This window comes from Streptomyces tamarix (assembly GCF_032423885.1).
In the GTDB taxonomy this organism is placed as follows: Bacteria; Actinomycetota; Actinomycetes; order Streptomycetales; family Streptomycetaceae; genus Streptomyces; species Streptomyces tamarix.
Genome location: NZ_JAWCTQ010000005.1, coordinates 11,084 through 30,985 on the forward strand (window position 1 = coordinate 11,084; position 19,902 = coordinate 30,985).

Below are 19,902 nucleotides of genomic sequence, written 5' to 3' on the forward strand. Positions count from 1 at the left end.
GCGCGGCTTGCGCGCGGCGGCGCCGACGATGGCCGAAGGCGGTTACCATCGGATGCTTTTTGTTCGGTTTCGGGGGCGTCATCGTAGGGAGTGTGTACGGCTTTGCCCTATCCGAAGATCGAACGCGCTGAGGCTCCCGATGGTTCCGCGATGGCGCGAACGGGTCGCGTGACCCCGGTCACTTTGCGCGGACAAAGCGGACATCATCTTTGTGCACGCGTTCACAAAGACATAGCCTGCTGTCGACGGGGCGGTCTTGGGACGGGCCGCCCGCAGCCCCGCTCATCCCGCAGGAGCACCGTGGCAACTGGCCGAACTCACCGACCGGCGACCCGTAGCCGAGGCATCCCCGAGGCCACCGTCGCCCGCCTTCCGCTGTACCTGCGGGCGCTCACCGCCCTGTCGGAGCGGTCCGTACCCACGGTCTCGTCCGAGGAGCTCGCCGCGGCCGCCGGGGTCAACTCCGCCAAGCTGCGCAAGGACTTCAGCTACCTCGGCTCCTACGGCACGCGCGGTGTCGGCTACGACGTCGAGTACCTCGTCTACCAGATCTCCCGCGAGCTGGGCCTGACCCAGGACTGGCCGATCGTCATGGTCGGCATCGGAAACCTCGGCGCGGCCCTCGCCAACTACGGCGGTTTCGCGTCCCGGGGCTTCCGGGTGGCGGCGCTGATCGACGCCGACCCGTCCATGGTCGGCAAGCCCGTCGCGGGCATCCCCGTCCAGTACATCGACGACCTCGAAAGGATCATCGAGGAGAACGGCGTCTCGATCGGCGTCATCGCCACGCCCGCCGGCGCCGCCCAGCAGGTCTGCGACCGGCTCGTCGCCGCGGGGGTCTCCTCCATCCTGAACTTCGCGCCGACCGTCCTGTCCGTCCCGGACGGCGTCGACGTGCGCAAGGTCGACCTGTCGATCGAACTCCAGATCCTCGCCTTCCACGAGCAGCGCAAGGCCGGTGAGGACGGGGCCGTCGGCGAGGCCGGCCTCCCGTCCGCCGCCGCCGTGCGCGCCGCCGCCCCGGCGACCGCCCCCGCGGCGACCGCGGGCCGCAAGGGACCGGACGGGGACGTCCCCGCCGTGATGCCGGCATGAGCCTCCTCGTCGTCGGCCTCAGCCACCGCAGCGCGCCCGTCAGCGTGCTGGAGCGGGCCTCCCTCGACTCCGACACGCAGAACAAGCTGCTCCAGGACGCCCTCGCCGCCGAGCCGGCCGTCGAGGCCGCCGTCCTGGCGACCTGCAACCGCATCGAGCTCTACGCCGACGTGGACAAGTTCCACGCCGGTGTCGCCGAGCTGTCCACGCTGCTCGCCCAGCACAGCGGCGTCGGCCTGGAGGAGCTCACGCCCTTCCTGTACGTGCACTACGAGGACCGGGCCGTCCACCACCTGTTCTCCGTGGCCTGCGGCCTGGACTCGATGGTCGTCGGCGAGGGCCAGATCCTCGGCCAGATCAAGGACGCCCTCGCGCGCGCCCAGGAGCTGCACACCGCGGGCCGCCTGCTGAACGACCTGTTCCAGCAGGCCCTGCGGGTCGGCAAGCGCGCCCACAGCGAGACCGGGATCGACCGGGCCGGGCAGTCCCTGGTCACCTTCGGCCTGGAGCAGCTCGCCGTGGGCAGCGTGGACGTACCGGCCTGGGCGAAGGGCAAGCGCGCCCTCGTCATCGGCGCCGGCTCCATGTCGTCGCTCGCCGCGGCGACCCTCGCCCGCGCCGGCGTCGACGAGATCGTCATCGCCAACCGCACGGCCGAGCGCGCCGAGCGCCTCGTCCAGATCCTCACCGAGCCCGGTGGCACGGGCGTCGCCGCCCGCGCCGTCCGCATGGCCGCCGTCGGCGAGGAGCTGGCCCGCGCCGACGTGGTCGTCTCCTGCACGGGCGCGACCGGCCTCGTCCTGAACGGCCCGGCCGTCGAGACCGCCATGACGGGCCGTAGGGCCCCCCTGGCCCTGCTCGACCTGGCCATGCCCCGCGACATCGACGCCGCCGTGCACCACATGGTGAACGTCCGGCTCGTCGACATCGAGTCCCTCGCCGAGGCGTCCGCCGACGCGCCCATGGCCGCCGACGTCGACCAGGTCCGCGGGATCGTCGCCGACGAGGTCGCCGCCTTCGGCGCCGCCCAGCGCGCCGCGCACATCACCCCGACCGTCGTCGCCCTGCGCACGATGGCCGCCGATGTCGTCGCCGGTGAGATGGCCCGCCTGGAGGGGCGGCTCCCCGGCCTCGACGAGAAGCAGCGCGCCGAGATCACCCAGACGGTGCGCCGCGTCGTCGACAAGCTGCTGCACGCGCCGACCGTGCGCGTGAAGCAGCTCGCCAGCGAGCCCGGCGGCGCCGGGTACGCCGACGCGCTGCGCACACTCTTCGACCTCGACCCGGAGACGGTCGCCGCCGTCTCGCGGGCCGACCTGACTGACGCCGACGTGAACCGAGGGCGAGTATGACCGAGAGGGCCCAGAGCACCCAGAGGGCACTGAAGCTGGGAACCAGGCGCAGCAAGCTCGCCATGGCCCAGTCCGGGCACGTCGCGGACGCCGTCCGCCGACTGACCGGCCGCCCCGTGGAGCTCGTCGAGATCACCACCTACGGGGACGTCTCCCGCGAGCACCTCGCGCAGATCGGCGGCACGGGCGTCTTCGTCACCGCGCTGCGCGACGCGCTGTTCGCCGGGGAGGTGGACTTCGCCGTCCACTCCCTCAAGGACCTGCCGACCGCGCAGCACGACGACCTCGTGCTCGCCGCGATCCCGGTCCGCGAGGACCCGCGCGACGTGCTCGTCGCCCGCGACGGGCTTCCGCTCGCGGAGCTGGCCGCGGGCGCGCGGGACGGCGTCATCCGCGTCGGCACCGGCGCGCCGCGCCGGATGGCGCAGCTCAACGCGTACGCCCGCGACCACGGCCTGCGCGTCGAGACCGTCGCCATCCGGGGGAACGTCGACACCCGCGTCGGCTACGTCCGCAGCGGCGAGCTCGACGCGGTCGTCCTGGCCGCCGCCGGGCTGAACCGGCTCGGCCGGATCGACGAGGTCACCGAGTTCCTGCCGTTCGACGTCGTGCTGCCCGCCCCGGGCCAGGGCGCCCTCGCGGTCGAGTGCCTGTCCGCCGACGCCGACCTGGTCGCCGCGCTCGCCCAGCTCGACGACGCGCACACCCGCGCCGCCGTGACCGCGGAGCGGTCCCTGCTCGCCGCCCTGGAGGCCGGCTGCTCCGCCCCCGTGGGCGCGCTCGCCGACCTGCCGGCCGGCGAACAGGATGTTCATGAGATGCGCCTGCGCGGCGTCGTCGGCACGACCGACGGCTCCACGCTGGTGCAGTTGTCCACCACCGGTCCCGTACCCACGTCGCACGACGACGCGGTGGCCCTCGGTCGCGAACTCGCGGCCGAGATGCTCGCCAAGGGCGCGGCCGGTCTTATGGGGGAGCGAGCACTTTGAGCCCCACCACTGCATCCAAGGCTTCCTCGGCGTTCTCCGCGTACGGGCACGTCACCTTCCTCGGCGCCGGTCCCGGTGATCCGGGGCTGCTGACTCTGCGCGCCGTCGAGGCGCTGGCGGGCGCGGACGTACTGATCGCCGAGCCCGAGGTGCTCGACGTCGTACGCGGCCACGCGCGGGCGGGGGTGAGCACGCCCGAGCTGGCGGTCGTTGACGACGCGTCAATGACCGCCGGAGTCCCGGTGTTGAGGGACGCCGCCAATCTTGTCATGGAGGCCGCGCGGGGCGGCAAGCGGGTGGTGCGTGCGCTGAGCGGCGACCCGGGGCTCGACGGCGACGCGGGCGCCGAGATGCTCGCCTGCGCCGCCGCCGGCATCCCCTTCGAGGTCGTGCCCGGCGTCGCCACCGCGGTCGGCGTGCCCGCGTACGCCGGCGTGCCGCTGCGCGACGCCCAGGGCGCGGACGTCCGGTTCGTGGACGCCCGCACCGCGAGCGACCGCTGCTGGACCGAGGTCGGCGCGTCCGACGGCACGGTGGTGGTGTCCACGACGCTGGACTCCGTCGCCTCCGCCGCCGGTGAGCTCGTCGCGGCCGGCCGCAAGCCGGACACGCCGCTGACCGTCACCGTCGCCGGGACGACCACCCGGCAGCGGACGTGGACCTCGACGCTCGGTTCGATCGCGCAGACGCTGAAGCAGGCGAAGGTGCTGCCGTCCCCGGAGGGCCACCGGCCCGTCATAGCCGTGGTCGGTGAGCGCAGCGCCGCCGCCCAGCGCGACCAGCTCGCGTGGTTCGAGTCCAAGCCGCTGTTCGGCTGGAAGGTCCTCGTCCCGCGCACCAAGGAGCAGGCGGCGTCGCTCTCCGACCAGCTCAGGTCGTACGGTGCCGTGCCCAGCGAGGTCCCGACCATCGCCGTCGAGCCGCCGCGCACCCCGCAGCAGATGGAGCGCGCGGTCAAGGGCCTCGTCACGGGCCGCTACGAGTGGATCGCCTTCACCTCGGTGAACGCCGTGAAGGCCGTCCGCGAGAAGTTCGAGGAGTACGGGCTCGACGCCCGCGCCTTCGCCGGGATCAAGGTCGCGGCGGTGGGCGAGCAGACCGCGAAGTCCCTGATCGACTTCGGCGTCAAGCCGGACCTGGTGCCGAGCGGGGAGCAGTCCGCGGCGGGGCTGCTGGAGGACTGGCCGCCGTACGACCCGGTCTTCGACCCGATCGACCGGGTGTTCCTGCCGCGCGCCGACATCGCGACCGAGACCCTGGTGGCCGGGCTGATCGAGCTGGGCTGGGAGGTCGACGACGTCACGGCGTACCGGACCGTGCGCGCGTCGCCGCCGCCGGCCGAGACCCGCGAGGCGATCAAGGGCGGCGGCTTCGACGCGGTGCTGTTCACGTCGTCGTCGACCGTGCGGAACCTGGTCGGCATCGCGGGCAAGCCGCACAACGTGACGGTGATCGCCTGCATCGGCCCGGCGACCGCGAAGACGGCGGAGGAGCACGGCCTGCGCGTGGACGTGCTGTCCCCGGAGCCGTCCGTGACGAAGCTGGCGGAGGCGCTGGCGGAGTTCGGCGCGAAGCGCCGCGCGGCGGCACTGGAGGCGGGCGACCCGGTCACCCGCCCCTCGGAGCGCCGCCCGGGCGCCCGGCGGCGCCGCACGACGTAGGGCCCGCGGCTTCGCCCCGGCCCCGGAGGGCACGCGTACGGCCCCGCACCCGTGGACTCGGGTGCGGGGCTGTACGTGTTCGCGCGGTCAGTTCCCGGAGGCGTACGGCAGGAAGGCGGCCCAGGTGGCGGGGGCGAGGGCGAGGCGGGGACCGGCGGGGTTCTTGGAGTCGCGGACGAGGATCCGGCCGGGGGCAGTGGCCACCTCGACGCAGGAGGGGGTGTCCGCCCCGCTGTAGCTGCTCTTTACCCAGGCCACTTCGACACAGGACGGGCCGTCCGCTGTGCTGTAGCTGCTCTTTATCCACCCTAGATTGGCGTGGGAGCCAGATGGCTTGAGCGTCATGTCTTCGTTTCTCCCAGTACTTTCTCGATGAAGGCCAACGACCCCTGTGGGGTGAGAGCCTGGGCGCGGATGGCTCCGCAGCGGATGTCAAGGACCTGAAGAAGTTTCGGCTCAGTGATTGCGCGGCTGACGAGCTGCACCTCGTTGTAGCCCACGGCGGTGCCGTCTCTGAGCCTGAGCACTCGGAACGGGCCGTCGACTCCGGTATTTCCCTCCCGCTCCAGAGGCATGATCTGAAGGTCGACGTTCCGCAACTGGCCGAGCTGCAACAACCGTTCGAGTTGTTTGCGCATCACCATTCTGCCCCCGTAGGGACGCCGCAACGTCGACTCGCACTGGACGAAGCTGAAGACAGGCAGCGCTGCGGAGCCGTCAACGATCTCCTGCCGAGCCAATCGCGCGGCCACCTGCTGCTCCAACTCCTCCTCCGTGAATGGCGGACGGCGAGAATTGAACACGGCCCGCGCATACTCCTCGGTCTGCAGCAAGCCGTCGATGACCGAGTTGTTGTAGGAGCAGATCTCGACCGCTTCGGCCTCCAGCCGCTTCACGTCCCGTACCTTCTTCGGGTACCGGATCTCCGCCAGGTCCCCCTTCATCGCCGCGACCTTGCCGCCCGCCTCCAGTACCTCGTCCGCCCGGTCCAGGTACTCCGGCCGGGGGATGCGCCGTCCCCGCTCCACCGACGAGACCAGTTCCTCCCCGTACCCGATGGCCGCGCCGAACTCCGCCTGCGTCAGTCCGGCCGCCTCGCGCCAGAGCTTGAGTTGTCGGGCCACGGCCCTGATGACGGCCCCGACCTCGTCGTCGTCCGCCTCCACGTCCCAGTCGCTCACGTCCCGCCCTCCCGTCGAGCCCTCCCCGGTCCAACTCCGCGCGCCCTCGTCCGGTCACCCCGTACCACCCGGACAGAACCGGACAGCGCGCGGACAGATCCCCTTCGCACGGGCCGCTTTCCTTCACAGACTACGCACGCGTGGACACGCTGGGTGACATGAATCCTCAAAAGGCTCTCACCAGCGGTTCCGTCGTCGAGGCGGCGACTCCCGTCCTGCTGCGCCGGTTCACCGTGCCGCTCTCCGCCACCCGTCGCGGCGCCCGTCTCGCCCGGCTGCTCGCGGCCCAGCAGTTGCAGGACTGGGGGCTGCCGGTGGATCCGGTGCGGCACGTCGTGGCGGAGTTGGCGGCGAACGCCGTTCTGCACGGCCGCGTTCCCGGGCGGAGCTTCCGTCTGACGCTCTCCGCCGCCGCGTCGGGGACGGTGTGCGTCGAGGTCACCGACACTCGGGACGACCGGTTGCCCGTCCGGGGCCGAGCGGGCGCGGAGGCGCTCGCCGAGTCGGGGTACGGGCTGCTGTTGGTCGAGGAGCTGGCGGACCGCTGGGGTGTGCGGACCGGGCCGGTGCCGTGCAAGACGGTGTGGGCGGAGCTGGATCTCGCACCCCACCGGTGGCCTGCGGGCCAGGGCGCGGGGGACTTCGACGGGTGAGGGGGCGCCTGATGTCAACCGGCCCGCGTCACGGCGGTGTGCGGTTCGCGTGGACGCCGCCGAACGCGGTCCCTGCCACACCGGCAACGACTCGCCCCGGCCTCTTCCCGTGGCGTTGGCTTCCTCGGGTCCTGGCCGACCGGCCGGGGTCCGAACGCGCGCCCGGGTGGCATTCCGTCGAACCGGTGCGCCGCCCGGTCGAGGCCGCCAGGATGGGGCGGTGACCACCAGCACCGCAGACCTCTGGCACCACTACGGCCGTGCCCGTCACGTCACCGACCGGGCCGTGTCCGGCGACTTCCGCTGGAACTGGGACCAGAGCGGCGGGCCGGGGGCCGAAGTCCTCGGTGACCTGGCCGGGGCGCACGTCGGTGACCTCGGTGCCGGGGCCGCTCGGCACGCCGCTCACCTGGCCGTCCATCACCGGCCCGGCAGGGTCGACGCGGTCGACGCGTCACCCGCCCAGTACGCCATGGCCACCGACCTGTACGGACACCTCGCGCCCCGGTTGCGCCTCGTGCGGTCCGACGTGGTGGGCCATCTGCACGCGCACCCGGACTCGTACGACGTGCTGTACAGCGTCTTCGGGGCGGTGGACTTCACCGAGCCCCGTGCGTTGCTGCCGGCGGCGGTCGCCGCGCTGCGGCCCGGCGGGCGGCTGGTGTTCTCCACCCTCGGCCACTACCGCAACGGCGCGCCCGCGCAGCCCGACGTGCGGCACGCCGACATCCCGGCGAGGACGCCGGAGGGTGGGGCGACCACGATGCGGCGGTGGGTGTTGCAGGAGCGGGTGTGGACCGAGCTGCTCGACGAGGCGGGGTTCACGCGGATCAGCGTCCGCGTACTGCCCGGCGGGGCGGGGGCGCGGGCTGCCGACGCGCTGTTGGTGAGTGGCTTCCGCTCGTCGTGAGCGTCGGCCTCGGGCGGTGTTCCGCGCACCGGAGCCGGGTGGGACGGGTCGTGGTGGGGCGGACGGTGGGTGCGGTGGTGATCGCGCCGGCCCTGCCGTGCGCGGTCGGTTCGGCCCGCGGTGGCCCTCGCGGCGCGCCGACTCCGCGTCGGCAAAGGCACGGGCGGGGCGGGCGTAGCGTGAGGGCATGACTGCGTACGGATCCTTTCCCGGGGCGCGGCCGCGGCGGCTGCGCACCACGCCGACCATGCGGCGGATGGTCGCGGAGACCCGCCTGCACCCCGCCGACCTGATCCTCCCCGCCTTCGTCCGCGAGGGCGCCACCGAACCGGTGCCGATCCAGGCCATGCCGGGGGTCGTGCAGCACACCCGTGACACGCTGCGGAAGGCGGCGGCGGAGGCCGTCGAGGCGGGCGTGTCGGGGATCATGCTGTTCGGCGTGCCGGAGGAGTCCAAGAAGGACGCGGCGGGTACGGCCGGGACCGACCCGGACGGCATCCTCCAGGTGGCCATCCGGGACGTGAGGGCCGAGGTCGGCGACGAGCTGGTGATCATGTCGGACCTGTGCCTCGACGAGTACACCGACCACGGCCACTGCGGCGTCCTCGACTCCGAGGGCCGCGTCGACAACGACGCCACGCTGGAGCGGTACGCCGAGATGGCGCAGGTCCAGGCCGACGCGGGCGTCCACGTGGTGGGTCCCAGCGGCATGATGGACGGTCAGGTCGGCGTGATCAGGGAGGCGTTGGACACGATCGGCAAGGAGGACGTGTCGATCCTGGCGTACACCGCCAAGTACGCCTCCGCCTTCTACGGGCCGTTCCGCGAGGCGGTCGGCTCCTCCCTGCGCGGTGACCGCAAGACGTACCAGCAGGACTCGGCGAACGTCCGCGAGTCGATGCGCGAGCTGGCGCTCGACCTGGACGAGGGCGCCGACATGGTGATGGTGAAGCCCGCGGGCCCGTACCTGGACGTCCTGGCGAAGATCGCGGACGCGGTGGACGTGCCGGTCGCGGCGTACCAGATCAGCGGTGAGTACGCGATGGTCGAGGCCGCCGCGGAGAAGGGCTGGATCGAGCGGGACAAGGCGATCCTGGAGTCCCTGACCGGCATCAAGCGGGCGGGCGCGCAGATGATCCTCACGTACTGGGCGACCGAGGTCGCGCAGCGGCTGCGGCGGGACTGACCCGGAACCCTCCCGTGACCGGCCTCCGCCGTGTTCCCACGTCCCACGGCGCGGGAAGGACGAGAGGGGGCCGGTTTCGGGGAGGGGAACGCGCGTGGACACCGTGGTGCGAGTGTTACTGGGGTGCGGTGTGATGGTGGCCGTCTACCTGTACTGCGCGCGCGAAACGGAAGAGGACCCCGGCCTCCTCCCGCGCCTCCGGGCGCAGTGGGAGCGGCGCGAGCGGCTGCGGAGCCTGCCGGAACCGGTGGGCGACATGGACGACTTGCAGTTCATGGAGTACGTCGCCGGTCTGTGCCGTCGCGACGGCTGCGCCGACATGCGGCGGATCGGCGGGCCCGCGGGACTGGGCCACCTCCTGGTCGGCCGGCTGCCGGACGGCCGGACACTGGCCGTCAAGTGCTGGCGGACCGTGGGCAGCAACCCGTTCGTCAACCGTCGCCGCCTGCGGGAGTTCGACGAGGCGGCGCGTGCGGAGCTCGGCGCCGAGGCGACCGTCTTCGTGGCCGTCGGTGAGATCACCCGTGGGGCCCGCAGGTTCGCCGCCCGCCGCAGGCCGCTGCTGGTCGACCTCGACCTGCTCGAACCCTGGAGCCGGGGCACCCCGTTGACCCCGATGCTGGGGGACGCCGCGCGACCGCGACGGTTCCGCCGGCTCGGGACCGCGTCCCGGTCGGCGGCGCGTCGGCGGGCGCGGCGCCCGGTCAGGGGAAAGTCGTGATGAGCCGGCTCGACGCGTCGTAGAGGGCCAGCTTCTCGCCGCTGCCACCGTCGCCGGACGGGTCGGGCGGGGTGGTGGCGTACCAGACGCCCCAGCCGGGTTCGCCGGGGAGTTCCAGGAGCGTCGCGGTGGTCCTGCGGCCGGCGGTGTCGGTGAGTTCGAGGCGGGCGGCGTTCTTGGTGCCGTAGTAGAGGCCGGAGTGGAAGACGCCCTTGTCGTCGCCCGTCGACTGGTGGCTGATGCCCGGCTGGGACAGGTTGATGTTGCCGTCGGTGACGCTGCGGAAGTTCTCGTACCCGTCCGGGCCCGCCCAGTACTTGCCGTTCCGGGTGAGCCAGACCTTCCAGCCGCCCCCGGCGTCCACCCGCTCGCCCGGCGCGACGACCCTCGGCGGCTTCGCGGACGGGGACGTGGACGGGGAGGGCGACGGGGACGGGCCGACGGGCCGGTTCGCTCCTTTCTCCAGGGCCGGCGGTGACGCCACGGACGGGGGGCCCGAGGGCGCCAGGGTGTGGAGCAGGGCGAGCGTCATCGCCGTCACCGTGAGCGCGCAGCCCGTGGTCAGGGCCGTCGTACGGCGGCGGCGCCGGGCGCGGCCCGCCCGCTCGATGGCGGCCAGCGGGACCGGGGCGGGGGTGATGTCGTGGGCCGCTTCGGCGAACACCGCGCGGAGCTTCCGGGCGGCGTCGGCCGCCTCGTCTTCCGTGCGCGTCGGGGGCTCGGGGATCATCGCTGGGCTCCGGGGGAGGCGTGGAGGCGGGGGGCGAGTACGGGATGGGTGCGCAGCGCCTCCAGCCCGCGCCGGGCGTGGGTCTTGACCGTGCCGAGCGAGCAGTTCAGCACCTCCGCTATGTCCTGCTCGTTCAGGTCCTCCCAGTACCGCAGCACCATCACGGCGCGCTGGCGCGGGGACAGGTCGGCGAGCGCCGCCATGAGGGCGGTGCGCTGGTCGATCGTGTCCGCGTGGCCCGCGTGGGCGTGCCGGGCGGTGTCCGGCAGCAACGGCATCAGCAGGTGGACGACGCGTTTCCTGCGGAGGCGGCTGAGGTTGTTGTTGACCAGGGCCCGGCGCACGTACGCGTCGATCTCGTCGCGGGGGACCTTCCGCCAGCGCGCGTACACCTTCACCAAGGTGGTCTGAACCAGGTCCTCCGCCTCGTGGTAGTCGCCGGTGAGGAGCCGGGCCGTGCGCACCAGGCGGGGCCAGGCCGCCGTGGCGAAGGCGGCGAAGTCGGTGGCCTCGGAGTCGGACTCGTGCGGCACGGTGCGGAACCTCGCGTTCGTACGGCGGTGGGGCGGGGCTGCGACGGGTGCTCCGTGGGCTCCGCGGCAGGGCCCACCCCGTGTCGGGCCCTGCCGCGGAGGAGGGGGTGGGTCAGAAGTCCCGGGCGGGCAGCTCTGCGAGGAGCTTGCCGGTGCGGTCGTACAGGGCCACGCCCGGGCCGCCGCCGGTCGACGGCGGCGTGTGCACGTACCAGGTGCCCCAGCCGGGCCTGCCGGGCAGCTCGACGAGGGACGCGGGGGTCCGCGTGCCGTCGGCGGCGACCAGCTCGACGCGGGCGGCCTTCTTGGTGCCGTAGTACACGCCGGAGTGGAAGACGCCGTCCTGGCCGCCCTCCGACTGGTGGCTGACGCCCGGCTGGGACAGGTCGAGGTTGCCGTCGACGACGCTGCGGAAGTTCTCGTACCCGTCCGGGCCCGCCCAGTGCTTGCCGTCGCGGGTCAGCCACAGCGTCCAGCCGCGGCCGGCGTCGACGCGCTCACCGGACCGGACGACGCGCACGTCCGACGCCGGGCGCCGCGCCTCCTGCCGCGGGGCGGGGACGGTGGCGGCGATGGTGGCGGCGACGGAGGTGGCGGCGGGGACGGGGGCGGTGCGGGCGGTCGGCGCGGTGGTGTCCCGCGCTGTGGCGGCGTACGCCCCGGCCGGCACGCCCACCAGCACGGCGGCCACGGCGGCGACGGCCGCGTACTTCTTCGTCCGGGTCATGGGTGCGGATCTCCTCGGGAACTGCGGGTGGACTCGACGGAGGGGCGCCTCTCCACCCGTACAAACTCCCGGCGCGGCGGACCCGGATGACACCGCCGCGCGGAATTCTCAGCGGAGGTCCGGCCGCTCGGCCAGGGACCTGATGCCGTCGAGGGTGGCCGCCATGTTCGCGCGCAACTCCTCCAGGCGGGTCGCGACGATGGCCTCCTCGCGGTCCGGGGCGCGGTCGATCGCGAGGCTGACGCCGGAGCGGGCCGGGCCCAGGCGGGCGGAGTGGGACAGGAGGGTCGTGCCGCCGGGGGCGGGGGACAGGTCGAAGCGCCAGGTCGCCAGGGGGCGACCGGGGTCGGGGGCGTCGTCGCCGAAGCGTCCGTCCGGGTCGGTGACGGCCCACGCGAAGGAGCGGTGCTCGACCAGTTCGACGATGTGGGAGTGGGTGCGCCAGGTGCCGACGAGAGGGTGGGAGTTGTGGCCCTCGAAACGGGCCCCGAGGGCGGGGGCGGCGGCGCCGTCGAGCCAGACGGCGCGCTAGAGTTCGGGGCTCAGGCGGGCGGGGAGGCCGATGTCCGTCACGAGGTCCCAGACGCGGGCGGGCGGTGCGGCGACGGGGGTCTCGGCGGTCGCGGTGGGGCCGTCTTCGTAGCGCATGCGGGGAGCGTAGGACGGGCCGCCGCACGGGGGGCCGCCTTCCCGGCGGAGGTGGTGGAGGTCACCCGCGACGGGTCGCCGCCGGCGCGCGGGCCGACTCCCGCTCGCGCTCCGGCGGTGGTGGCCGCCGGTGGACGGGGGCAGGGCCGGTGCGGGGGCGGCGCGGGCTCGGCCGGTGTGGGAGGGCGGGCCGGTGTGGGGGCGGGGCCGGTGCGAGCTCGGCCGGTGTGGGCCGACGCGGGTGCGGCCGGTGTGGGAGGGCGGGGCGGAGGGCGGCGGCCCGGCCCCGTCAGACGGGTCGGACCCTCCTGTCGCTACCGGGCCGGAAGACCTCCGGGTGCCTCGGTGTCCTCGTGATCGCCCACCTGGCCGGCCGTGGCCGGCAGGTAGGGCCGGAGGGTCTGGCGGATCCGCCGCTTGCAGACCGCGCAGAAGGGATGGCCCAAGGCCCGCATCATGCAGGTGAACTGGGGCCGGTAGGCGTCGCAGTGGTAGTAGTGGGCGCCCTCGAAGGCGCCGACCGTGGCGGCCGGGACCGGGCTCGGCCGGGGGTCGCACCGCGTGCAGTCCGGGTTGTCCGTCGTCGGCATGGCGGTGGACGAGGCGATCAGGTCCCGCCACTTGTTCGTCGCCTGGTTGGCGTTGACGGTGACGTTGGGCTGGGCGGGCTCGATGGCGGGGTGGTGGTTGCGGTCGGTGTCCACGCCGCAGCCGAGGTAGTACTCGTACTCGTCCGCCAGGCCGAAGGCCGTGTGCCCCATCTCGTGCAGGGCGATGTCGACGGCGCCCGACGCGAGGGAGTAGACCGCCACCGAACCGCCGGAGCCGCCGTACACGGTGGAGTTCACGACGACCATCACCATGCTCCACTGCGGAACCTGGTTGCCCGCGACCGTCAGCGCTGTGGTGTTGTTGACGACCAGCAACCGGCGGGCCCCGTTGTTGCAGAAGGACGCGTCGAAGTACGTCCGGGCCGTCGCCCCGGAGCCGCCGCACGCCGCGGGGTCGTCGGCGCCGTTGTCGGTCGAGCTGACGTCCACGCGGTACACGTTGACGGCGCGGAACAGCGAGTCGAAGGGCGGGGTGGTGCGGAGCCTGTTCACGAACGACTGGACGTCGTTGCCGAATTTGCCCAGCAGCGTGCGGGTGTAGCCGTCACCCATGATCACTAGGTTCCAGCGCTGTGCCGCCGGCCCGTTGTCAACGATCTTCGTGGTGCCGATGACGGTTCCGTCGGCGGTGGTCATCGTCACCGCCCCCTCTCGTCGGCGTCCGGGCCCTGGTCCGTGTCCGGGGCCCGGCCCGTGCTCGGGCCCTGGTTCGCGTTCGGGGCCTCGCCGATGTCCGGCACGTCGTCCGTCCCCGGCCGCAGGGCGAACCGGGCCGTCTCGGACGCGGGGGCGGGCGCCGGACCGGCTCCGCGGTCGAGCGGACCGCTGAAGAGCGCGACATGGTCCGCAGCCTCGATGTCGGGCACCAGGATCGCGAAGGTCCCCCGGGGCGTCTCCACCGGGACCCTGGCGATCGACCGGTCGGGGTCCTCGGAGAAGACCTCGGCGTCGTACCGTACGGGATCGTGGAGGACGCGACGGTACAGGACGTTGTGCTCGGCGTCGCGGACTTCGACCCAGAAGCCCTGCGTCGCCCGCAGGTCCTCCCCCCGGTCGCCGGGCGGCGGAGTCGTCTCCAACCGCTGACGCGAGACGAGACGGATGTCCGGGCCCTCGTACTCGAAGATCAGCCGTACTGCGTGTGGGGAGTCGTTGTCAGCGGCCGTCACGGTCGTTCACCTTCTCCGTGCGGACGGGGACGCCTGTCTCGTCGGCGTCCCTGGTGGTGGGTCCTTTCAGTCTTTCACCGGGGTCCGTGGCCGCAACCACACGCGTGCTGCGGTGCTGCGGTGCTCCGGTGCTGTGCGGTGCTGCGGTGGTCCGGGCGTACCGGGGCGAACGGTCTCCTCGGTCTGGAGACCCGAGGACCCGGGCGAGCCCGGGGCGGGCCTGCGGGAACACGGGGGCGGGCGCTGTCCGGTGCCGGGATGCCGGTGGAGCGGCCCTACCAGCGGCGGCCCGCCCCCGTGGCGGGCGCGGGCCGGCTCGTCGGGGACGCGGAGGGGCGGAGTGCGGTGAGGCGGAGCACCCTGGAAGGGAGGTACTGGAGGTGTTCCGTATGCACACGCTAGTCGGATGGCACGTCGACATGGAGTTCCAGGAGGACGGCAACCGGACCAAGGCCGCCGCGCTCGTGCGGCTCGGGGACGGGACCGAGGTGCGGGGGCACGGGCAGGCACAGCGCCACCCGTCCGACTCCGGGCAGTTGCGGGTCGGCGAGGAGATCGCCGGCGCACGCGCGCTGATGGACATCGGCACGCAGCTGCTGCAGAAGGCCCACGTCGAGATCGACGAGGCGAAGGGGAAGCCGTCGCATCCGTTGATGTGAGGCCCGTCCCTGGTCCCGGAGCCGTCCCTGGTCCCGGAGCCGGGTCGGGTGCGTGCTCCGGGCCGGGGCCTGTGCCGATCTGGGACCCGGGCCGGGACCCGCGCCGGGCCTGGTCTTGGCGTGGGCCGGGGCCCGGGCGCAGGCCCGAGGGGGCGGCGTCCCCTGACGCCGCCTTGAGCGGTGAACGGTTGATCAACGAACCGTTGACCGGTGGATGGTCGATCAGTAGGTGAGGGCGTCGTCCATCGTGGCCTGCCAGTACGACACGGCCGCGTCGTCGGTCATGTAGGTGCTCGCCGGGAGCTTCACCACGGCGGGCGAGCCGACCGAGCCGGAGGCGTCGCGCGAGGCGAACAGGACGGCGAGCCGCTTGGCGACGCGGCCGTTGGCCTCCTCCGGCGCGCGCTCGCCGCTCAGCACGACCGAGGCGTAGGCGGACTCGCCGGGGGCGAGGGTGACGACGGCCTGCGGGCGGCTCCCCTCGATGAACGGAACGGCCGCCTGCGCGTCGTCGAAGCGGAGGAGCGGCGCGGCGTACACCAGGCACGTGCGGGAGCCCGTGTTGGTGGCGGTGAGCAGCAGGTGGTTGATCGGGCGGGCCGGCTGGACGGCGGTCACCCTGGTGTTGTCGCCGGTGCAGGTGGTGAAGGAGGCGGGGTCTCCGGCGCCGCCCTTCCCGGCGGGGGCCGCGGGCTTGGCCTTGTCGCCGCTGCCGCTGCTGTCCTTGCCGGTGCCGGTGCCGGTGCCGGTGCCGGTGCCGGTGCCGGTGCTGCCGCCCTTCGCTCCGGCGGGGGAGACGGAGCCCGCGGGGGCGGGGGCCTGGGCGGCCGGGCCGCTCGGCGCGGCGGACGGCGCGGTGGAGGCGGCGGCGGCCGGGGCGGCGGAGGGGGCGGCGCCCGCGTCGGAGCCGTCGCCGTTCTGGCAGGCGGTGAGCGAGAGCGCGGCCAGGAGGGCGGTCGCGGCGGTGGCGGTGGTGCGGGTGCGGAAGGTGCGCATGATGGTTCGTACTCCCCGTTGGTGGTGCGGTCAGTGACGGTTGATCAGTGAGATGAGGATCGCCGTGCAGACGATCAGAACGCCGACGGCACAGGCGTCGACGAGGTCGAGGCGGTAGCGGGACCGCATCGGTGCTCCTGTCTCCGTGGTGCTGGACACACCGTGCCGGGCAGCGTGATCCCGGGGCAATCGACGCGGGACAATGAGGAACGCTGGAATGCTGGAACGTCTCTGACCTGCGGCTCCGTCAGGTGCCTGGAACGCGTTCCTGGAACGGTGCAGTGGAGGGGGAGGCTGGGTGGAGACCGGGATGGAAGGCTTCGCGGAGGCGCTGCGGGGGCTCAAGGAGCGCTCCGGGCTCAGTTACGGTGCGCTCGCCAAGCGGGCGCACATGAGCACGTCGACGCTGCACCGCTACTGCAACGGTGACGCCGTGCCGACGGAGTTCGCCCCCGTGGAGCGGCTCGCGCGGCTGTGCGGGGCGTCCCGCGACGAGATGGTGGCGCTGCACCGGCGCTGGATCGTCGCCGACGAGGCCCGGCGCCGCGGCCGTACTGCCCCGCCGGAGGCGCCGTCGAAGGCGTCGCCGGAGGCGCCGGCACCTGGACGGCCGGGGAGAGCCGCCGGTCCGGGAGGCTCACCGGTGGTGGAAGGGGAGGGAGCTGTTCCGGAGCCTTCCCCTGTGGGGGAGCGGCCGGGGGCGGCGGCGGAACCCGCGCGGGACGACTCCACGGCTGTACCTGCCGAGCCGGCCAGGCCGGCCGAGCCTGCTGAACCGGCTGAACCGGCTGAGCCCGTCGAACCGGCCGAGCCCGCCGAGCCTGCTGAACCGGCCAGGCCCGCCGAACCCGCCAAGCCCGCCGAGCCGGCCGACTCGGCTGGTCCCGCCGGTCGGCCCCGTGCGGTGCCGTCCGCCGGCCCGGCCGGGCCCGGTGGGGCCCCGGTCGGGCCCGATGGGGATCCGGCCGCAGACTCCGACTCCGACTCCGACCCCGTGGCCGTCATCGTGCCCGGGCCCGCCCGGCGGCCCGGTGGCGTCCGGTCCCGGCGGCGGGTCCGCCTCGCCGCCGCGGCGGCCGTGGTCGCCCTGGCCGCCTCCGTCGCGCTCGCCGTGACGATGGACTCCCGCACGCCGAAGGACACCGTCGCCGTGGGTGACGAGCAGAGCACCGCGTCGGCCCCGCCCCTCGCCCCCACCGGCTCCGCCGGTCCGAGCGCCTCCGCGACGCCGTCACCATCCGGCCCGTCCGGCACTTCCAGCCCCTCCGTCACCGCGACTCCCGCCCCCACCACGGCCCCGGCCACCGCCGCGCCCGAGCCGTCCGGGGCCGCGTCCCCGCGCGGAGCCGCGCCGGAGCGGCGCGACGGCGGCGTACCGCTGACCGTCGACGTGCGCCCGTACGTCTGGCGCGACCCGTGCAGCCAGATGTACGTGCTGGACCGGCCGCCCGCCCAGGTCCCGCCGCCGCCCTCGGAGCAGGGCGCACGCGACTGGGTCACCCCGCTGGGCGGGGTGCCCGGCGGGGACATGCTGATGGAGCTGACCGTGCAGGCCGCGGGCGACGAGACGGTGGTGCTGCACGCGCTGCACGTACGGGTGGTGAAGAAGGACGCGCCGCTGCCCTGGAACGCGTACACGATGGGTGTGGGTTGCGGCGGTGAGATGAGGCCCATGAGCCTCGACGTCAACCTGGACGCGGCGAGCCCGCGCACCGTGCCCGTCGCGGGGCTGCAGGGCGACCGGGAGATCCCGGCGAGCGACTTCCCGTACAAGGTGTCCGCGGACGACCCCCAGATGCTGCGGGTCACGGCGCACACCGCCGGGCACTTCGTGCGCTGGTACCTGGAACTGGAATGGAGCAGCGGAGGGCGGCGGGGGACGCTGCTCATCAACGACCGCGGCCGGCCCTTCGCGACGAGCGCGACCACGGGGCGCCCCACCTTCGACCACCCGCTGGGCGGCAACGGGTGGATCCCGCACGCGACGGGAGAGGGCTGACGGGCGACCTGTCCCGGGCTGACGGGCGGCCTGCCCCCGGATTGACGGGCGGCCTGTCCCGGGCTGACGGGCGGCCCGTCCGGTCGCCGTGCCGCGCGGGCGCGGCGACCGGAGGCGGGCGCCAGAGGCGCTCGGGCGTCAGAGGCGCTCGGGCGTCCGGATGCCGAGCAGCGCCATGCCCTGGCGGAGCGTGCGCGCGGTCAGGTCGCACAGGAACAGGCGGTTCTCCACCTGCTCCGGCGTCGGCGCCTTGAGGACCGGGCACTCCGCGTAGAACGTCGTGTACAGCGACGCCAACTGGTACAGGTAAGCGGCCAGCTTGTGCGGCTCGTACGACGCGGCCACCTCGGTGAGCGTCTCCCCGAACCGGTCCAGGTGCAGGCCCAGCGCGCGCTCCGCCGGGGCCAGCTCCAGCTCCGGGTGGGCGACCGGCTTCGCGTCGCCGGACTTGCGGACGATCGACCGGACACGCGCGTACGCGTACTGGAGGTAGACCGACGTGTCGCCGTTCAGCGACACCATCTGGTCCAGGTCGAACTTGTAGTCGCGGGACGCGGACGTCGACAGGTCCGCGTACTTGATCGCGCCGATGCCGACCTGGGCGCCGCGCTCGGCGATCTCCTCCTCGGTGAGGCGCTCGGCCTCGGGCAGGCTCTCGGACTTCTCCCGGACGACCGCCGAGGCGCGCTCGATCGCCTCGTCCAGCAGGTCCACGAGCCGGACCGTCTCGCCCTCACGGGTCTTGAACGGCTTGCCGTCCTTGCCGAGGACCGTGCCGAACGCCAACTGGACGGCCTTCACGTCGTCGCCCAGCCAGCCCGCCCGGCGCGCCGTCTCGAAGACCATCTTGAAGTGCAGCGACTGCCGCGCGTCCACCACGTACAGCAGCGTGTTCGCGCCCAGGTTCTGCACGCGGTCGCGGATCGCGGACAGGTCCGTCGCCGCGTAGCCGTAGCCGCCGTTCGACTTGCGGACGATCAGCGGGACCGGCTTGCCGTCCGGGCCCTTCACGTCGTCGAAGAACACGCACAGCGCGCCCTCCGAGCTGACCGCGACGCCCGACTCCTCCAGGAGGCGGCACGTCTCGTCCAGCATGTCGTTGTAACCGGACTCGCCGACCACGTCCGGGTCGTGGATCTCCATGTCCAGCTTGTTGAAGACCGAGTAGAAGTAGATCTTCGACTCGTCGACGAAGCGCTGCCACAGCCGCATCGTCTCCGGGTCACCGGACTGCAGCAGGACCACCCGGTCGCGGGACCGCGCCTTGAACTCCTCGTCGGAGTCGAACAGCGCGCGCGACGCCTTGTACAGCCGGTTCAGGTTCGACATGGCCTCCTCGCCGGAGGTCTGCGTGTCGTCCGTGTCCGCCTTGTGGTCCAGCTCGTGAGGATGCTCGATCAGGTACTGGATGAGCATGCCGAACTGGGTGCCCCAGTCGCCGATGTGGTGGCGCCGGATCACCTTCTCGCCCGCGAACTCCAGGATCTGCACCATCGCGTCCCCGATGACGGCGGACCGCAGGTGGCCGACGTGCATCTCCTTCGCCACGTTCGGCTGGGCGTAGTCGATGACCGTCGTGCCCGGCTCCTCCGCGTACGGCACGCCGAGGCGGTCGTCGGCGGCGCGGGCCGCCAGCGTGTCGACGATCGCCCGGTCGCTGACCGTGACGTTGAGGAAACCGGGGCCGGAGACCTCGACCTCCTTCAGCACGTCGTCCGCCGAGAGCGCCCCGACGACCTTCGTCGCCAGCTCGCGCGGGTTGCCCTTGAGCTTCTTCGCGAGCGCCAGGATGCCGTTGGCCTGGAAGTCGGCCCGGTCGCTTCGTCGCAGCAGCGGGTCGGCGGCACCGGCCTCCGGCAGGGCTGCCGAGAGGGCGTCCGCGAGGCGCTGCTGCACGGTCGAAGCGAGAGAAGGGACCGAGGCCATGAGCTTCCGTTCCTGTTTCGGGGTCTGTGGTTTCCGGGCTGTGCCGGTGTCGTGCTATTCCGGTTGTCAAGTGTCCCATGGCCGAGCAACCTCTTTCCCACGGCTTCCCCGCCCTGTGGACAACCGGCGGACCACGGACGATCCCGCCTGTGGACA

General features: G+C 73.3%; 19 protein-coding genes. 10 read left to right on the top strand and 9 right to left on the bottom strand.

All coding sequences use genetic code 11. The features are described from left to right. The first annotated feature begins 300 nt into the window (after positions 1-300). From RND61_RS05695 to RND61_RS05710, 4 genes are read left to right on the top strand one after another with little or no spacing between them, the layout of a single operon-like run. Positions 301-1,095: a redox-sensing transcriptional repressor Rex gene (locus RND61_RS05695; protein ID WP_315876646.1), complete on the top strand. Its 795-nt coding sequence runs from the start codon at positions 301-303 to the stop codon at positions 1,093-1,095. Then, positions 1,092-2,447 carry a glutamyl-tRNA reductase gene (locus RND61_RS05700; protein ID WP_315876648.1) on the top strand — a complete coding sequence of 452 codons (1,356 nt, stop codon included), beginning with the start codon at positions 1,092-1,094 and terminating at the stop codon, positions 2,445-2,447. Before RND61_RS05695 ends, RND61_RS05700 begins: the two co-directional genes overlap by 4 nt. Beyond that, positions 2,444-3,436, top strand: a complete 993-nt coding sequence (gene hemC / locus RND61_RS05705) for a hydroxymethylbilane synthase (RefSeq protein ID WP_315876650.1) — start codon at positions 2,444-2,446, stop codon at positions 3,434-3,436. The genes RND61_RS05700 and hemC overlap by 4 nt, the downstream gene beginning before the upstream one ends. Next, positions 3,433-5,097: a bifunctional uroporphyrinogen-III C-methyltransferase/uroporphyrinogen-III synthase gene (locus RND61_RS05710; RefSeq protein WP_315876652.1), complete on the top strand. Its 1,665-nt coding sequence runs from the start codon at positions 3,433-3,435 to the stop codon at positions 5,095-5,097. The genes hemC and RND61_RS05710 overlap by 4 nt, the downstream gene beginning before the upstream one ends. A gap of 87 nt (positions 5,098-5,184) precedes the next feature. On the opposite strand, the gene RND61_RS05715 is transcribed toward RND61_RS05710, so the two are convergent. Both RND61_RS05715 and RND61_RS05720 read right to left on the bottom strand, forming a co-directional pair. Continuing rightward, a complete protein-coding gene (locus RND61_RS05715; RefSeq protein WP_315876655.1) occupies positions 5,185-5,442 on the bottom strand; it encodes a DUF397 domain-containing protein in 258 nt (85 codons plus the stop codon). Beyond that, positions 5,439-6,278 carry a helix-turn-helix domain-containing protein gene (locus RND61_RS05720; protein ID WP_315876657.1) on the bottom strand — a complete coding sequence of 280 codons (840 nt, stop codon included), beginning with the start codon at positions 6,276-6,278 and terminating at the stop codon, positions 5,439-5,441. Before RND61_RS05720 ends, RND61_RS05715 begins: the two co-directional genes overlap by 4 nt. 158 nt (positions 6,279-6,436) lie before the next feature. On the opposite strand from RND61_RS05720, the gene RND61_RS05725 reads away from it, so the two are divergent. The 4 genes from RND61_RS05725 (at position 6,437) to RND61_RS05740 (ending at position 9,748) form a co-directional block, all read left to right on the top strand. Continuing rightward, on the top strand, positions 6,437-6,931 hold the full coding sequence (locus RND61_RS05725; protein WP_315876659.1) for an ATP-binding protein: 495 nt from the start codon (positions 6,437-6,439) through the stop codon (positions 6,929-6,931). A 220-nt stretch (positions 6,932-7,151) separates the two neighbouring features. Beyond that, the gene (locus RND61_RS05730) at positions 7,152-7,841 is read left to right on the top strand and encodes a class I SAM-dependent methyltransferase (protein ID WP_315876661.1); all 690 of its coding nucleotides are present in this window, start codon (positions 7,152-7,154) and stop codon (positions 7,839-7,841) included. Between the two features lie 187 nt (positions 7,842-8,028). Next, positions 8,029-9,027 carry a porphobilinogen synthase gene (gene hemB / locus RND61_RS05735; protein WP_315876663.1) on the top strand — a complete coding sequence of 333 codons (999 nt, stop codon included), beginning with the start codon at positions 8,029-8,031 and terminating at the stop codon, positions 9,025-9,027. 103 nt (positions 9,028-9,130) lie between these two features. Beyond that, complete coding sequence (locus RND61_RS05740) at positions 9,131-9,748, top strand: restriction endonuclease (RefSeq protein ID WP_315876665.1); 618 nt, start codon at positions 9,131-9,133, stop codon at positions 9,746-9,748. On the opposite strand, the gene RND61_RS05745 is transcribed toward RND61_RS05740, so the two are convergent. The 5 genes from RND61_RS05745 to RND61_RS05765 all read right to left on the bottom strand — a co-directional run bounded on the left by RND61_RS05745 (position 9,732) and on the right by RND61_RS05765 (position 14,166). Further along, entirely contained in the window at positions 9,732-10,478 is a 747-nt protein-coding gene (locus tag RND61_RS05745; protein WP_315876667.1) for a hypothetical protein, read from the bottom strand. The two genes, RND61_RS05740 and RND61_RS05745, sit on opposite strands and share 17 nt — an antisense overlap. Next, on the bottom strand, positions 10,475-11,011 hold the full coding sequence (locus RND61_RS05750; RefSeq protein WP_315876669.1) for a SigE family RNA polymerase sigma factor: 537 nt from the start codon (positions 11,009-11,011) through the stop codon (positions 10,475-10,477). The genes RND61_RS05745 and RND61_RS05750 overlap by 4 nt, the downstream gene beginning before the upstream one ends. 112 nt (positions 11,012-11,123) lie before the next feature. Further along, a complete protein-coding gene (locus RND61_RS05755) occupies positions 11,124-11,738 on the bottom strand; it encodes a hypothetical protein (RefSeq protein WP_315876670.1) in 615 nt (204 codons plus the stop codon). Positions 11,739-12,700: 962 nt separating this feature from the next. Further along, positions 12,701-13,633 (bottom strand): M64 family metallopeptidase, encoded by a 933-nt coding sequence (locus tag RND61_RS05760; protein WP_315876672.1) that lies wholly within the window; start codon positions 13,631-13,633, stop codon positions 12,701-12,703. Positions 13,634-13,635: 2 nt separating this feature from the next. Then, entirely contained in the window at positions 13,636-14,166 is a 531-nt protein-coding gene (locus RND61_RS05765) for a hypothetical protein (RefSeq protein ID WP_315876674.1), read from the bottom strand. 389 nt (positions 14,167-14,555) lie between these two features. On the opposite strand from RND61_RS05765, the gene RND61_RS05770 reads away from it, so the two are divergent. Beyond that, positions 14,556-14,825, top strand: a complete 270-nt coding sequence (locus RND61_RS05770; protein WP_315876675.1) for a DUF1876 domain-containing protein — start codon at positions 14,556-14,558, stop codon at positions 14,823-14,825. A gap of 222 nt (positions 14,826-15,047) precedes the next feature. Here the strand turns inward: RND61_RS05770 and RND61_RS05775 are convergent, their stop codons facing one another. Beyond that, entirely contained in the window at positions 15,048-15,821 is a 774-nt protein-coding gene (locus RND61_RS05775) for a DUF4232 domain-containing protein (protein WP_315876676.1), read from the bottom strand. A 310-nt stretch (positions 15,822-16,131) separates the two neighbouring features. Between RND61_RS05775 and RND61_RS05780 the strand changes: the two genes are divergently transcribed. Next, complete coding sequence (locus tag RND61_RS05780) at positions 16,132-17,820, top strand: helix-turn-helix domain-containing protein (RefSeq protein ID WP_315876677.1); 1,689 nt, start codon at positions 16,132-16,134, stop codon at positions 17,818-17,820. A 138-nt stretch (positions 17,821-17,958) separates the two neighbouring features. On the opposite strand, the gene argS is transcribed toward RND61_RS05780, so the two are convergent. Next, the gene (argS, locus tag RND61_RS05785) at positions 17,959-19,746 is read right to left on the bottom strand and encodes an arginine--tRNA ligase (protein WP_315876678.1); all 1,788 of its coding nucleotides are present in this window, start codon (positions 19,744-19,746) and stop codon (positions 17,959-17,961) included. Positions 19,747-19,902: the final 156 nt, after the last annotated feature.

Coding starts and splice junctions, on each gene's coding strand:
- RND61_RS05700 (WP_315876648.1), top strand. CDS start 1,092: ATGAGCCTCCTCGTCGTCGGCCTCAGCCACCGCAGCGCGCCCGTCAGC.
- hemC (WP_315876650.1), top strand. CDS start 2,444: ATGACCGAGAGGGCCCAGAGCACCCAGAGGGCACTGAAGCTGGGAACC.
- RND61_RS05715 (WP_315876655.1), bottom strand. CDS start 5,442: ATGACGCTCAAGCCATCTGGCTCCCACGCCAATCTAGGGTGGATAAAG.
- RND61_RS05725 (WP_315876659.1), top strand. CDS start 6,437: ATGAATCCTCAAAAGGCTCTCACCAGCGGTTCCGTCGTCGAGGCGGCG.
- hemB (WP_315876663.1), top strand. CDS start 8,029: ATGACTGCGTACGGATCCTTTCCCGGGGCGCGGCCGCGGCGGCTGCGC.
- RND61_RS05745 (WP_315876667.1), bottom strand. CDS start 10,478: ATGATCCCCGAGCCCCCGACGCGCACGGAAGACGAGGCGGCCGACGCC.
- RND61_RS05755 (WP_315876670.1), bottom strand. CDS start 11,738: ATGACCCGGACGAAGAAGTACGCGGCCGTCGCCGCCGTGGCCGCCGTG.
- RND61_RS05760 (WP_315876672.1), bottom strand. CDS start 13,633: ATGACCACCGCCGACGGAACCGTCATCGGCACCACGAAGATCGTTGAC.
- RND61_RS05770 (WP_315876675.1), top strand. CDS start 14,556: ATGCACACGCTAGTCGGATGGCACGTCGACATGGAGTTCCAGGAGGAC.
- RND61_RS05775 (WP_315876676.1), bottom strand. CDS start 15,821: ATGCGCACCTTCCGCACCCGCACCACCGCCACCGCCGCGACCGCCCTC.
- RND61_RS05780 (WP_315876677.1), top strand. CDS start 16,132: ATGGAAGGCTTCGCGGAGGCGCTGCGGGGGCTCAAGGAGCGCTCCGGG.
- argS (WP_315876678.1), bottom strand. CDS start 19,746: ATGGCCTCGGTCCCTTCTCTCGCTTCGACCGTGCAGCAGCGCCTCGCG.